Genomic DNA, 12,987 nt, shown 5'->3' on the forward strand with positions numbered 1-12,987 from the left:
CATGGCCCGTCCCGGCCTCGACCCCGAACTGCGCGCGTTCCTCGCCGACCTTCCTCCCATGCCGGAGCTCGACCCGGAGGTGCTCGCCGAGCTGCGCAGACTGCCGTCCACGCCGGTCGACGTCATCCTCCAGGGCCGCGCCGCCGGCCACCGCGAGATCACCGCCCCCGTCCCCATGTCGATTTTCACCCCAGCCAGGACCGGTCACGCGCCGGCCCCGTGCATCTACTGGGTCCACGGCGGCGGCATGGTCATGGGAGACCGCTTCGCACAGATCGACATCCCCCTGGACTGGCTCGACCTGTTCGGTGCCACAGTCGTCTCCGTGGAGTACCGGCTGGCGCCGGAGGCCACCGGCACGATCCCGGTCGAGGACTGCTACCAGGGCCTGCTCTGGGTCGCCGAGCACGCCGGCGAGCTGGGCGTCGACCCGAGCCGGATCATCGTCGCGGGGGTCAGCGCCGGCGGTGGCCTGGCCGCCGGGCTCACCCTGATGGCCCGCGACCGGGGCGGCCCGCCGATCGCCGCGCAGGTGCTGATCTGTCCCATGCTCGATCACCGCAACGACACCGTCTCCAGCCGCCAGTACTCCGGCGCGCCCGGGGTCTGGACCCGCGAGATGAACGCGTTCGGCTGGCGATCGGTCATCGGCGGCGGCGAGGTGTCCGGCTACCTGTCGCCCGCGATCGCCGACGACCTGTCCGGCCTGCCGACCACCTACATCGACGCCGGGACGGCCGAGGTGTTCCGCGACGAGGACGTCGCGTTCGCCACCCGGATCTGGGCCGCCGGCGGCCAGGCGGAGCTGCACGTCTGGGCGGGCGGCTTTCACGGCTTCGACGCCCTGTGTCCCGAGGCCCGGATCTCGGTCGCGGCCCGGCGTACCAGGAACGACTGGCTCGCCCGGGTGCTGGGCACGTCGCCCGGAGCCGTCCGGTGAGCGCCCACGACCGCGCCGCGTTCCTGCACGAGTTCGCGCGCGCGCCCTTCACGGTCGGCGCGGTCGCGCCGAGCGGCGAACCGCTGGCCGACCTGATCACCGCGCCGGTGCCGCGTGACGGTGACCCGCTGGTCGTCGAGGTGGGTCCGGGCACGGGCGCGTTCACGGCGGCGATCCAGCGCCGGCTCGGCGGCCGTGGCCATCACCTGGCCGTCGAGGTCAACGAGCGGTTCGCGCGGCGTCTCGCCACCTGCTACCCGCGGATCGACGTCGCCGTGGCCGACGCCCGGGACCTGGGCGAGGTGCTCGCTGCGCGCGGCCACCACCGTGCGGATGTCATCGTGAGCGGACTGCCCTGGGCGGCGTTCACCGCGAGCCGCCAGCACGACCTGCTCGACGCCCTCACCGGCGCCCTCGCCCCGCACGGTGCGTTCACCACGTTCGCGTACGCGCACACGCTATGGACGCCGCCGGCGCGGCGGTTACGGCGGTCCCTGGGCGGGCTGTTCGAGGAGGTCGTGGTCAGCCGGACGGTGTGGGCCAACGTGCCGCCCGCGTTCGTCTACTTCTGCCGCCGGCCCCGTGTCCCGGCTCTGGCCTTCGATTAGATGCGGCGGAAGACTTCGCCGGTCGGCGAGGACCACCGGGCGACGCCCTTCGAGTTGTTCTTCGACCTCGTCTACGTCTTCGCGATCACGCAGCTCACCGGCTTCATGGCACGCGAGCGCGACGCCGACGGCGTGTTCCGGGGGCTGCTGATGCTGGCGCTGCTGTGGGGCACCTGGTCCGGCTACACCTGGCTGGGCAACCATTCCCGGGCGGACGGCGGTCTGCTGCGGGGCGGGATGGTCGTCGCGATGGCGGCGATGTTCGTGGTCGGCCTCACCATCCCGGAGGCGTGGGCCGATGGGCCGGGCGCCTTCGTGCTGGTGGGCGCCTATCTGGTGGTTCGGTGGGTGCATCTCGTGGTCTTCGCCGTGGCCGCGGACGGCGACACCGGGCTGCGCCGTCAGATCGCCATCACCTGGCTGCCCATGATGGCGAGCGCGGCGCTCCTGGTGTCCGGGACGGTGCTGGGGAGCTGGACGCAGGTGCTGCTGTTCGCGGTCGCCTTGGTGGTGGACTGGGCGGGCATCTACCTCACCGCCAGGAATGGTCACTGGCGGCTGCGCAGCCCGGCGCATCTGACCGAGCGGCACGGGTTGTTCCTGATCCTGGCCATCGGCGAGTCGGTCGTCGCCGTCGGCGTCGGCGCCGCAGGACGGCCCATCAGCGCGGGGCTGCTGCTGGCAGCCGTCCTCGGCATCGCCGTCGCGGTGTGCCTGTGGTGGCTCTACTTCGATGTGGTGGCGGGCGCGGCCGAGCGCAGGCTGCGCGGCGTACGCGGCGAGGAGCAGGTCACGCTGGCCGTCGAGGCCTACACCTACGGGCACTTCCCCATGATCGCCGGGATTCTGCTCACCGCTCTGGGCGTCGAGGGCGTGGTCGCGCACGCCGGCGAGGGTGCGCCCTTGGGCGTGTTCTCCGCGCTCGCGCTCCATGGCGGTGTCGCGCTCTACCTCGTGGGACATCTGCTGTTCAGGCTCCGGACGCACCGCACGCTCGGCCGTAGGCGGCTGGCCGCGGCCTGCGCCGTCCTTGCCGCCGCGCCGGTCGCCGCGGTCCTCTCGCCGCCGGTCGGGCCGGCCGTCGTGGTGGCCGTCCTGGCCGCTCTGATCGCCGTCGAGAGCCACCCGCCACGCGAGCAGGAATGGGCAAGGACGCGCGAGCTTCAGGGATCGTCCGCCCAGCGCGGGACTGATTACGTAGCCCCAAGAGAGGGAGGACGATGACGAACCATCACCGCAGCGTGATCTCGCTCCAGGTCAACGGCGTGCCGCACCGGCTGGACGTCGACAACCGCACGACGCTGCTGGACGCGTTGCGCGAGGACGTCGGCCACACCGGCCCCAAGAAGGGCTGCGACCACGGCCAGTGCGGCGCGTGCACCGTGCTCCTCGACGGCCGGCGGATGGTCTCCTGCCTGACGCTGGCGGTGGCCGCCGAGGACGCCGAGGTCACGACCGTCGAAGGGCTGGCCGGTGACGGCGAGCTGCTGCCGCTGCAGCGGGCGTTCATCGGGCTCGACGGCTTCCAGTGCGGATACTGCACCTCCGGGCAGCTCTGCTCGGCGGCCGGAATGCTGGCCGAGCACGCGGCGGGCTGGCCCAGCGCGGTCACCGCCGACGTGTCCCCGGACAACCCGGCGCCGGTGCTGGACGCGGCGGAGGTGCGGGAGCGGATGAGCGGCAACCTGTGCCGCTGCGGCGCCTACCCGTCCATCGTCCGCGCCGTGCTGGAGACGGCCGCCCGGAAGGAGACCGCGGAATGAGGGAGTTCGCCTACGAGCGCGCGGCGGACGTCCGTCACGCGTTGATCGCAGCCGGCGGCGGCGCCCGGTACCTGGGTGGCGGCACCAATCTCGTCGATCTGATGAAGGCGGGGGTGGAGGCTCCCACGAGCCTGGTCGACATACGGCGGCTGCCGCTCGTCGGCGTCGCCGAGGCGCCGGACGGCGGGCTGGTCGTCGGCGCCACGACGACCAACAGCGACCTCGCCGCCCACCCCGAGGTACGGCGGCGCTACCCGGCGCTGAGCCAGGCGGTGCTGGCCGGCGCGTCCGGCCAGCTCCGCAACATGGCCACGGTGGGCGGCAACCTGCTCCAGCGGACCCGGTGCGCCTACTTCGCCGCGCAGGCGTGCAACAAGCGGGTCCCCGGCACCGGCTGTCCCGCGATCGCCGGGGAGCACCACAACCACGCCATCCTCGGCTGGACCCCGAGCTGCGTGGCCACCCATCCCTCCGACATGGCGGTCGCGATGCTGGCGTTCGACGCGGTCGTGCGCTACGAGACGCTCGACGGCCCCGGAGAGATCCCACTGGCGGAGTTCTACCCACCCGTCGGGGACACCCCGCACCGCGAGACGGCGCTGCCGCCGGGCGCGTTGATCACCGCGGTGGCCCTGCCCGGGAGCGCGATGTCCCCGCGCTCGCGCTACCGCAAGGTCCGCGAGCGCGCGTCCTACGCCTTCGCCACCGTCTCCGTCGCGGCGGCGCTCGACCCGGACGACGGCTCGGTGCGCATCGCTCTCGGCGGGGTCGCCTCCCGGCCCTGGCGCGCCCGCACCGCCGAGGCCCTCCTGTCGGACGCTCCCCTTACGCCCGACGCGTTCCGGGCCGCCGCGGACGCCGAACTGGTCGCCGCCGAACCGCTGCCCGGCAACCGCTACAAGGTGAGGCTGGCCGGCAATCTCATCGAGACCGTCCTGAAGGAGCTCCTGCCATGAAGAACGCGGTCGGGGCCGCGCAGCCGCGGATCGAGGGCCGGGCCAAGGTCACCGGCGCCGCCCGCTACGCCGCCGACGTGCCGGTGCCGGGCCTGGCCTTCGGCGTGGTCGTCCTGGCCTCCGTGTCGCGGGGCCGCATCAGGGACATCGGCGTCTCCGCCGTCCAGGACCTGCCCGGCGTGCTGGGCGTGATCGAGCACCGGAACGCGCCTCGCCTCGACCCGACGGCGGGCGGCTTCTTCGGCCCGGACGGCCAGTTGCAGCTGTTGCAGGACGAGGTGATCCCCTTCGCCGGCCGGCCCGTCGCGCTCGTCGTGGCCGAGACACTCGAACAGGCCCAGGCGGCGGCCGAGGCGCTGCCGGTGACCTACGACGAGGAGCCGCACGACACGGCCTTCACCGCCGACCACCCGGCGAGCCGTCCGGCGGTGACGATCTTCGACGAGCCCGTGGACGTCGGCGACGTGAAGGCGGAGCTCGCCGCGTCCACGGTGGTGGTCGAGGAGCGCTACCGCACCCCCGAGGAACACTGCAGCGCCATGGAGCCGCACTCGGCGACCGCATGGTGGGAGGGAGAGCACCTGGAGGCGATCGACTCCAACCAGGGACCGTTCTCCGTCGCCGTCACCCTGGCCACGCTGTTCTCCATGAGCCCGGAACTGGTACGCGTCCGCACCGAGCACGTCGGCGGCGGCTTCGGCTCCAAGGGACTCTGCGGTCCCCAGCTGATCCTGGCCGCGATGGCCGCGCGGCTGTTCGGCCGGCCCGTGCGGGTCACGCTCACCCGCGCCCAGGTGTTCCTGGCGACCGCGATGCGGCCCGCGACCGATCAGCTGATCCGGATCGGCGCCGACGCGGACGGCCGACTGCGGGTGATCCACCACGAGGCGGCATTCGAGATCTCGCCGCTGGTGGAGTACCTCGAAGGTTGCACCGAACTCACCAAGACGCTCTACGCGGCGCGCGCGATCCGAACCCGGCTCAGCGCGGTCCCGCTCGACATCCTGCCGCCCTACTCGATGCGGGGACCGGGCGCCACGCCCGGATCGTTCGCCCTCGAATCCGCCATGGACGAGCTGGCCGAGCGGCTGGGCATGGATCCGCTGGAACTGCGGCTGCGCAACGAGCCGGTGGCCGGTCCTGTGTCCGGCCTGCCGTTCAGCAGCCGCAATCTGGTCGCGTGCCTGCGCGAAGGCGCCCGCAGGTTCGGCTGGGACACGCGTGATCACCGGCCGCGGACGCGGCGGGAGGGGCCTCTGCTGGTCGGCACGGGGCTGGCCGCGACGTCCTTCAGCGCCGGGGCGTTCCCCTCCTCGGCCACGATCACCGCCGAGGCGGACGGGACCTTCACGGTCGCCGTCGGCGCCACCGACCTCGGCACCGGCGCGCGCACCGCGCTGACCGCGATCGCCGCCGACGCGCTGGCGGTCGGCCCGGAGCGGATCCGGCTCCGGATCTCCGACAGCGGCCTCGGTCCCGCGTGGGGCGCGGGCGGTTCCCGGGGAACGACGTCCTGGGGCTGGGCGATCATCGAGGCCGCGGAGAAGCTGCGCGGCCAGGGGCGGCGCGGGACGGTCACGGCCGACACCACGAGCTCGCTCGGCGGGTTGCCGTCTCTGGAACGGCATTCCTTCAGCGCCGTGTTCGCCGAGGTGACCGTCGATCCGATGACGGGCGAGGTGCGGGTGCGGCGGCTGCTCGGGATGTTCGCGGTGGGCCGAGTGGTCAACCCGCTCATGGCCCGCAGCCAGGTCGTCGGCGGAATGATCGGCGGGCTCTCCATGGCGTTGCACGAAGAGGGCCTGCGCGATCCGGTCTCCGGCCGGCACGTCAACGCGGACTTCGCCGGCTACCACATCGCCGCGCACGCCGATGTGCCCGACATCGAAGCCGGCTTCGTGCCCGACCACGAGCCCGGCATCCCCATGGGCATCAAGGGCGCCGGCGAGATCGGCAACGTCGGCACGGCGGCCGCGATCGCGAACGCCGTCTGGCACGCCACCGGCGTCAGGCAGAGATCCCTGCCGATCCGTCTCGATCGCGTGCTGGAGTGATGTGCCAGGCGTCCTGGCTCGGCGGCGCGCCGAACTGGCGACGGTACTCGCGGCTGAACTGGGACGGGCTGGTGTAGCCGACGCGCCGGCTGACGGCGGCGACGTCACCCGGCGCCGCGGCGAGCTGGAGCCGTGCCTGCTGGAGGCGGATCTGCTTCTGGAACTGGATCGGGCTCATCGTGGTGGCGGCGTGGAAGTTGCGGTGGAAGGCCGAGACGCTCATCCCCGCCAGTCTGGCCACGTCCTCGACGCCGAAGGGCTGCGCGTAGTGGTCGCGGATCCACTGCACCGCGCGGGCGACGTGGCTGAGGCTGCTGTCGGGAAGCCCGAACTTGCGCACGATCGCGCCCTGCTCGCCCGTGATCAGCCGCCACATGATCTCCCGTTTGACGAGCGGCGCGAGGACGGTGATGTCGCCGGGCCGGTCGAGCAGGCGCAGCAGGCGGACGACCGCGTCGAGCAGCTCGGCGGAGGCGGTGCTGACCGCCAGGCCGGGCGGCGCGTCGTCGCCGAGCTCCGGCAGATCGTCCGGGCCCGCCTGCAGCAACACCTCCGCGATGGCCGCCGGATGCAGGGTCAGCCCGACCCCGAGCCCGGGTCGTTCGGCGTCGGCCTTCGCGAAATGGGCGGTCACCGGCAGGTCGATCGAGGCGACGAGGTACTGCCCCTCGTGGTACTCGTACAGGCGGTCGCCCAGCGCGAACCGTTTCATGCCTTGAGCGATGACCGCAAGCACCTTGCCGTAGGTCGTCGGCGTCGGAGGCTGGGGGCGCTCGGCCTTGAAGATCAGCACATCCTCGATGGGCGTTCCGAGATCGGGGCGAGCGTGGCGGAGGAGGAGGTCGCGCAGCTCGTCGAGGGCCATAATCCCCATCCAAACACCGCGCGAGGTTCGGCGACAATCGGGCCCACACACCCGGGTGGAGGCGTGGCGGCCCAGGAAGCAGAAGATGGCGCCAGCGCCAGTGCGCTGATCCGCCAGAGGGCCGCTCACGCCGCAGTGAGGTCGAGCCGGGTTTCCATGTCCAGCCGGAACCGGCCGTAGGGGTTCACGTGAGCCCAGAACAGCGGGCTGAGCGCACGCCGATCTTCCTCGGTGAGTTTGCCGGCCCACTGCGGATCTCGCAGAACGGCCTGAAGGAGCTGGGTATTGAGAACACCAATGAGGACTGCAGCAGGTGCAAAGTGAGCATGGACACCTCGGCGTGCTCGCGGTCGGCCCCGGTCAGCACGCCTTCGCGCCCGTAAAAGATCTTGTCGTTGGCACTGTTCCAGTTCTCCACGACCTGCAGTCCGCTATTGATCTCCCGGCGTAGCCGCTCGTCGGCGAGATAGTCGCAGGCGAAGATCGTACGCACGACCTGGCCGAGTTCCTCCAGGGCCAGGTAGACCGGGTGCTTGGGGCCGTTGCCCTTCATAAAACGCCGCAGGACCTGCTCGGTTTCGGCCGTCCGCAGCCGCAGTGCCGTCGCATACTTGATCATCTGGTCGTAGTTGCGGGCGATGAGCTCCCAGTCGATCGGCCGCTTCTTGAGGATCTTGTCCACCTTCGGCCAGGCGGTCGGAGCGGCCTCGGGACTGTACAGCTCGATCGCGCCGATGTTCTTCATCCGGGGCAGCAGCTTGAAGCCCAGCAGTTCGGTGAAGGCGAATCCGACCGCGGTCGCGCCGTGGGTGTCGGTGTAGTTCGCCTCGATGTCGGCGTTGGTGCAGTGCCGCAGTAGCCCCTCGATCATCGCCGCGACCTCGGAGGAGGAACACGATTTCAGCTGGGAGTAGATGCACAGGCGGCCCTTGTCGACATGCCAGTAGATCATGACGCCGTAACCGCCGTATCGGGCGTGGAACTCGGTCATCAGATTGGAGTCCCAGGAGGCGAACCGCTTGGAGTCTGAGGCGGTGCTGGTCGCCTCGCCCCACCATGTGGGGTCGCGGGCCTCCAGGGTGGCGTTGACCACCGCGACGATCGCCGCCCGCAGGTTCTGGCGGGTGACGTAGGTCGCGCGCACGTGCCGCAGCGCGGCCTCGTCCTGGCCGTGGTCGCCGGTCGCGGCCATCTGCCGGATCCCCATGTTCGTGCCCAGCGCGAACAGCACCAGCAGCAGCCGGCGGTTCAGCGTCTGCCTGTCCAGCACCTCCCGGGTGGCCACGGAGGTGAAGGCGTCGGTGAAGTCGGTGAGGAAGGCGATGTCCTTGAGGATGTCGGGCAGGTCGATGGTGCCCCAGCGGCGCTGGACCTCGGCCTTGAGCTTGCCGAGGTTCCTCGGCTCGGGCAGCTTGTCGAGCTTGGGGACGCTCACCCACGGTTTGCCGGCCCGCGTGATGATCCGCACCCCGCCGGTGCTGCCTGGGTCAGGCCAGTGTTCAGCTTGTCTAGGGCAGCCCACATCCGCGTCTTCAGGCCGGCGATGAACTCCGTCGGGTCCAGCGGTTTGGCCAGCGCCGCGTAGTGCACGTCCCGGTTGTCCTCGAAGTCGCCGGGCAGGTCCTCATCGGGGTCGCGCCAGCGGCCGGCGCCCTCGACATAGATTTCGCGGCGGCGCAGCGCGTCCTTCAGTGCGATCAGCACGCACAGCTCGTACGGGATCCGCTCCACCCGGCCGCCGTCGCCGACGACGCCGTCCAGCCATGCCTTGGGTACCACCCCGTCGATCGGCACCGTCTCGGCCGCAGCGTAGTGCCGCTGGTCGGAATCGACGCCCGCGTAGCGGGCCAGCAACTCGATCGCATCCATCACCGGCCGGTAGGCGGTGTTGTGGCACTTGAACTCCAGCGCGGCCAGCAGCGGCGCCAGCATCCGCCGGTAGTAGTGCGAGTAGGAACCCCGCAGCTGGTAGCGGATCCGCTCGGCGACCACGCGCTCGGTGGCCATCAGCTCCTTGGCCAGCGCCCGCAGCGTCTTCTCCCCGCCCGGCACCGCGGAGAAGACCACCTGCCGGACCGTCTCATCGGGCTTGTTCAGCGCGGCGTTCACCATCTTGGTGAAGATGCCGCGCTTGCCGGGCACCGCGGCGAGCTGACCGATCAGCTCCTTCTCCACCCGCCGCTCGGCGCGAGCGTTGATCCGGTGGATCAACCCGATCAGCAACTCCACCAGCCCGTCCACCAGCTCGGCCTGCCGCGTCCAGCCCAACGCCGCCAGCAGCGTGTAGCGCACTGGCGGCCGGCAGGCCGCGAAATCCGAGGGATACATCCGCATCGCCCGGCCCCGCCACGCCGCCACGATTTGATCGGAGATCTCAGTGAACACCGCCTCACCCAGCCCCAGGGAACGAGCCGTCGCCAGCTTCCCGATCTCCACAAGCAACGTGTCCAGCCCCAGCGGCCCGGGATCGGCCTTCAACTCGGCCAACACGTGCGGCCGCCCCAGCAACTCCTCCAGCCGGGCGCACACGACCGACCCAAGCCGCGCCATCACCTGCTCGGCGAAGGCCTCCTCGAAACGGCGGCATCCGGAATTGACGACCCGTTCCACCTGGCCACTGGTCGGCGGTTCGATTCTGGTGCTCCGGCACCGCTCGCGCACCGCCTCGGCCAGGCGATCACGGTTCGTCTCGATCGGGCACACCTTGTCGGCCAGCCACTGGGCCAGCCGCTCCTCATCGTCCTCGGTCGCCGGGCGGGTGCCGAATCGCTTGCGGATCTGCGCCCGGTGGCGCTCGATCGTCCGGCTCCGCCAGGAGTACTTCGCCAGCAGCTCCGGCTCGACCTCCACCAGCGACGCCACGTACTGCACCGCAGCCGCCGGTATCTCCTCGGGATAGGCGGGAAACCGCCCCTCTATCTCGTAGAACTTCAAGATCAAGGCAAAACCGAGCCTGCTGGCCCCTGCCTTTTCCCCGACCAGGTCCCAATCACCCTCGACCAGCGTCCACGCGCTGATCAGCTCATCCTGTTCCCGGTCGGTACGCACCTCGGAGCTCCTCCCCAGGCTGGCGCTATCAGCGGCCCGATCACCATTGAGGAGTTCGAAGGGGTTACCGGAAGGTATGCACCACCTGAGATAACTACGTGCTGAAACTGATAGCTAACTCTTCGCATATCCCCTCATCAGCCCTCAGGGATGGCCGGGGTGGCGGCTCGCCGTAGCTTTGGGAGGTCCAGGCCTTGACCTGCGACTCCTGATCGGCCAAACCATTCCGGCACTTCATTGACATGAGGGTCCATCGCCGTCAATCTCGGGACTTTCGGTCCTTCGCCTCGCGGTCGCGCCCTTCGACTCTGGAGGACAGGAGCAGCGGACCAGGGGGCGAGCCTCATGTACACCTCTACAACCCTTGACGTACGGGCCGGAACCGACGCCCGCCTGCTCACAGTCGGGGTGGAGGAGGAGTTCTTGCTCCTGGACCCCGCCACCGGAGACGTCGCACCTGTGGCTCCACAAGTGCTGGCGCTGCTGGGCGGCGAGCCCAGCATTAAGCACGAAGCCATGCGCTATCAACTGGAAACGAACACCGGCGTCTGCACGACCCTGGAAGAGATACGCAGTGACATCACCCGCCTGCGCGGGCTCGCCTCGGACGCCGCCGCCCAGCTCGGCTTCCGTTTGGTGGCATCGGGCGTCGTCCCTCGGCACCTTCCCGGGTTACCGGCGCTCACCGAGACCCCCCGCTACCAGGCGCTGGCCCAGCGTTTTGCCCGGCTGGTGGCCGGTTGCGGCACGTGCGGCTGCCACGTGCACATCGGCATACCATCGCGCGAGCTGGGCGTGAACGTTCTCGGCCGCCTCCGCCCCTGGCTGGCGACACTCCTGGCGATCAGCGCCAACTCCCCCATCGCGGACGGGCGTGACACTTCATGGGCCAGCTGGCGCTATCACCGATGGTCGCGGTGGCCTTCGGCCGTACCGCCCCGAGTGTGGCGTGGCGTCTCCGACTACGACGCCACGATACTTGACCTGATCCGCCACGGCAGGGCTCTGGACGAGCGCGGGGTGTACTTCCACGCGCGGCTGTCGCCCCGATACCCGACGGTCGAGGTGCGCATCATGGACGCCTGTCTCACCGCCGAGGACACCGTGCTGGTCGCCGCCCTGGTACGCGCGCTCGTCGCCGCCGCCCTGGACGAAGCGCGCCGAGGCGTCCCGATCGAGCCGCTGCGGGACAGCCGGATCGCCTCGGCGCTGTCCGCCGCCGCTCGCGGCGGGCTTCAGGGGATGGGCATCGACCCGCGCACCGGCCGGGCCGTCGACCAGCGTCTCCTGACAGACTTGTTGCTCGACCATGTCCTCGACGACGGGCTCATCGCCGACATGCTGGACCGGCTCAACGAGCGGGGCACCGGCGCCGAGCGGCAGCGGGCCATGTGGTCTCAGACCGCCACACCTCAAGAGTTCACGCAGTTTCTGGCCGACGCCACGGTGTGCACGCAAATGGAGCCCATCGCGGCAAGGCCGCCGGTCCCGGCGGTGGTACCAACATGAACCTCGTACCGGAAAGCCCCTATCGATTCCGCATCGACCGGCATGGCTCGATGCGGGTGCCGGGCATCGTGTTCGCATCCCGTGCCCTGCTGCCGGAGGAGCAGGCACTCCAACAAGTGATCAACGTGGCCGCCCTGCCCGGCATCGTCCGCGCCTCCTACGCCATGCCCGATCTCCATTGGGGGTACGGATTCCCCATCGGCGGGGTGGCCGCCACCGACATCGCGACAGGCGACGGCGAAGAGTTCCACTCCACCTGCCACGGAGCGGGCCGCGCCCAGAGCCGCCACCAGGTCGCGCGCTCCATCAGCGGGCGGAAGCTGCGTGACCATCTGGAATCTCAGGGCATCGCCGTACGCGCCTCGACCTGGCGCGGGCTCGCCGAGGAGACGCCCACCGCCTACAGGACGTCGATGCCATGGTCGCCGCCAGCGAAGGGGCAGGGCTCTGCCGTAAGGTCGCCCGCCTGGTCCCCCTCGGCGTCGTGAAAAGGCTGACGATGCGCGGCCATCGCACGGTCCCGTACACCGCCGACACCCGCGTCGAGGCGTGGGCTCCGACCCCGGGAGACTGCATCGCGGAGGCGGTGCTCGGCATGACCGGGAGCTTCCTCGACCTGGACGGCGTCGCTCCGATCTCCTGTCACGAGCTGCACATCGAGCCAGGCAAGCCCGAAGACCAACTGGTGACCGCCCTTGACGAGGCCATCTACCTGATGGACACCACCGGGCAGATCCCGATCGATGTGGCGGCCTCCCAGGATCGGGCGGGCCTGACCCTGCGGCTGGTCATGGCCGACCTGGCGGCCACCTCTCAGATCGGCGCCGTGCCCAAGGCCGTCACCCTCAACCAGCTGACGTTCGAGCACGGAGCCGGTCAATGGACGTGCGCTGTCACCCTCGATGTGTGATGCCACCGAGCAAGCCCCCAGCGCGTCACGGCGGGGGGATCAGCCGCACCGCGGTGACCTTGTACTCCGGGCACGACGTCACGGTGTCGGCATGGCCCGAGGTGAGGGTGTTCACCCCGCTGGCGGGGAAGTGGAAGGCGCAGAAGACCTGCCCGGGCGCCATCTCGCGACTGAGCCGGGTGATCAGCGTGGCGCGGCCGTGTCGGCTCTCCACCGTGACCGGATCGCCGTCGCCGAGACCGTACCGGGCCGCGTCGGCGGGGTGGAGATCGAGCCGGTCGGCCGTGTCCAATCCGAGGTTGGCCGTGCGGCGGGTCATGTTCCCGGAGTTGTA

At 70.7% G+C, this 12,987-nt stretch carries 12 protein-coding genes and 1 pseudogene; 9 read left to right on the top strand and 4 right to left on the bottom strand.

Features of this window, described 5'->3' with window-relative positions:
- Nucleotide 1 precedes the first annotated feature (1 nt).
- Genes ACFY2X_RS44685 through ACFY2X_RS44710 form a run of 6 tightly spaced genes read left to right on the top strand, consistent with a single transcriptional unit; the run spans nucleotide 2 to nucleotide 6,321 of the window.
- Nucleotides 2-940, top strand: coding sequence for an alpha/beta hydrolase (locus ACFY2X_RS44685; RefSeq protein WP_389950747.1), 939 nt, complete (start codon nucleotides 2-4; stop codon nucleotides 938-940).
- Nucleotides 937-1,548: a class I SAM-dependent methyltransferase gene (locus ACFY2X_RS44690; protein WP_389950750.1), complete on the top strand. Its 612-nt coding sequence runs from the start codon at nucleotides 937-939 to the stop codon at nucleotides 1,546-1,548. Before ACFY2X_RS44685 ends, ACFY2X_RS44690 begins: the two co-directional genes overlap by 4 nt.
- On the top strand, nucleotides 1,549-2,772 hold the full coding sequence (locus ACFY2X_RS44695) for a low temperature requirement protein A (RefSeq protein WP_389950753.1): 1,224 nt from the start codon (nucleotides 1,549-1,551) through the stop codon (nucleotides 2,770-2,772).
- On the top strand, nucleotides 2,769-3,311 hold the full coding sequence (locus tag ACFY2X_RS44700; protein WP_389950756.1) for a (2Fe-2S)-binding protein: 543 nt from the start codon (nucleotides 2,769-2,771) through the stop codon (nucleotides 3,309-3,311). The genes ACFY2X_RS44695 and ACFY2X_RS44700 overlap by 4 nt, the downstream gene beginning before the upstream one ends.
- A complete protein-coding gene (locus ACFY2X_RS44705; RefSeq protein ID WP_389950759.1) occupies nucleotides 3,308-4,267 on the top strand; it encodes an FAD binding domain-containing protein in 960 nt (319 codons plus the stop codon). Before ACFY2X_RS44700 ends, ACFY2X_RS44705 begins: the two co-directional genes overlap by 4 nt.
- The gene (locus ACFY2X_RS44710) at nucleotides 4,264-6,321 is read left to right on the top strand and encodes a xanthine dehydrogenase family protein molybdopterin-binding subunit (protein ID WP_389950762.1); all 2,058 of its coding nucleotides are present in this window, start codon (nucleotides 4,264-4,266) and stop codon (nucleotides 6,319-6,321) included. The genes ACFY2X_RS44705 and ACFY2X_RS44710 overlap by 4 nt, the downstream gene beginning before the upstream one ends.
- On the opposite strand, the gene ACFY2X_RS44715 is transcribed toward ACFY2X_RS44710, so the two are convergent.
- From ACFY2X_RS44715 to ACFY2X_RS44725, 3 genes and pseudogenes are all read right to left on the bottom strand, one after another.
- Nucleotides 6,275-7,195 carry an AraC family transcriptional regulator N-terminal domain-containing protein gene (locus ACFY2X_RS44715; RefSeq protein ID WP_389950764.1) on the bottom strand — a complete coding sequence of 307 codons (921 nt, stop codon included), beginning with the start codon at nucleotides 7,193-7,195 and terminating at the stop codon, nucleotides 6,275-6,277. The two genes, ACFY2X_RS44710 and ACFY2X_RS44715, sit on opposite strands and share 47 nt — an antisense overlap.
- 116 nt (nucleotides 7,196-7,311) lie before the next feature.
- A pseudogene (locus ACFY2X_RS44720) lies at nucleotides 7,312-8,708 on the bottom strand (transposase).
- Entirely contained in the window at nucleotides 8,618-10,234 is a 1,617-nt protein-coding gene (locus ACFY2X_RS44725; RefSeq protein ID WP_389950767.1) for a DUF4158 domain-containing protein, read from the bottom strand. Before ACFY2X_RS44725 ends, ACFY2X_RS44720 begins: the two are co-directional and overlap by 91 nt.
- Before the next feature lie 345 nt (nucleotides 10,235-10,579).
- Between ACFY2X_RS44725 and ACFY2X_RS44730 the strand changes: the two genes are divergently transcribed.
- From ACFY2X_RS44730 to ACFY2X_RS44740, 3 genes are read left to right on the top strand one after another with little or no spacing between them, the layout of a single operon-like run.
- Nucleotides 10,580-11,743, top strand: coding sequence for a glutamate--cysteine ligase (locus tag ACFY2X_RS44730; protein WP_389950770.1), 1,164 nt, complete (start codon nucleotides 10,580-10,582; stop codon nucleotides 11,741-11,743).
- Complete coding sequence (locus tag ACFY2X_RS44735; RefSeq protein WP_389950773.1) at nucleotides 11,740-12,231, top strand: RtcB family protein; 492 nt, start codon at nucleotides 11,740-11,742, stop codon at nucleotides 12,229-12,231. The genes ACFY2X_RS44730 and ACFY2X_RS44735 overlap by 4 nt, the downstream gene beginning before the upstream one ends.
- Nucleotides 12,228-12,653, top strand: coding sequence for an archease (locus ACFY2X_RS44740; protein ID WP_389950775.1), 426 nt, complete (start codon nucleotides 12,228-12,230; stop codon nucleotides 12,651-12,653). Before ACFY2X_RS44735 ends, ACFY2X_RS44740 begins: the two co-directional genes overlap by 4 nt.
- A gap of 25 nt (nucleotides 12,654-12,678) precedes the next feature.
- Here the strand turns inward: ACFY2X_RS44740 and ACFY2X_RS44745 are convergent.
- On the bottom strand, nucleotides 12,679-12,987 hold a 309-nt coding region (locus tag ACFY2X_RS44745), incomplete at its 5' end, for a molybdopterin dinucleotide binding domain-containing protein (protein WP_389950777.1).

Origin of the sequence: Streptosporangium sp. NPDC000396, assembly GCF_042898655.1 — a bacterium.
Lineage (GTDB): Bacteria > Actinomycetota > Actinomycetes > Streptosporangiales > Streptosporangiaceae > Streptosporangium.

Bases quoted from the DNA above. Each gene is read 5' to 3' on its own strand.
- ACFY2X_RS44710 (WP_389950762.1), top strand. From the start codon at position 4,264: ATGAAGAACGCGGTCGGGGCCGCGCAGCCGCGGATCGAGGGCCGGGCC.
- ACFY2X_RS44735 (WP_389950773.1), top strand. From the start codon at position 11,740: ATGAACCTCGTACCGGAAAGCCCCTATCGATTCCGCATCGACCGGCAT.
- ACFY2X_RS44685 (WP_389950747.1), top strand. From the start codon at position 2: ATGGCCCGTCCCGGCCTCGACCCCGAACTGCGCGCGTTCCTCGCCGAC.
- ACFY2X_RS44705 (WP_389950759.1), top strand. From the start codon at position 3,308: ATGAGGGAGTTCGCCTACGAGCGCGCGGCGGACGTCCGTCACGCGTTG.
- ACFY2X_RS44700 (WP_389950756.1), top strand. From the start codon at position 2,769: ATGACGAACCATCACCGCAGCGTGATCTCGCTCCAGGTCAACGGCGTG.
- ACFY2X_RS44695 (WP_389950753.1), top strand. From the start codon at position 1,549: ATGCGGCGGAAGACTTCGCCGGTCGGCGAGGACCACCGGGCGACGCCC.
- ACFY2X_RS44715 (WP_389950764.1), bottom strand. From the start codon at position 7,195: ATGGGGATTATGGCCCTCGACGAGCTGCGCGACCTCCTCCTCCGCCAC.
- ACFY2X_RS44730 (WP_389950770.1), top strand. From the start codon at position 10,580: ATGTACACCTCTACAACCCTTGACGTACGGGCCGGAACCGACGCCCGC.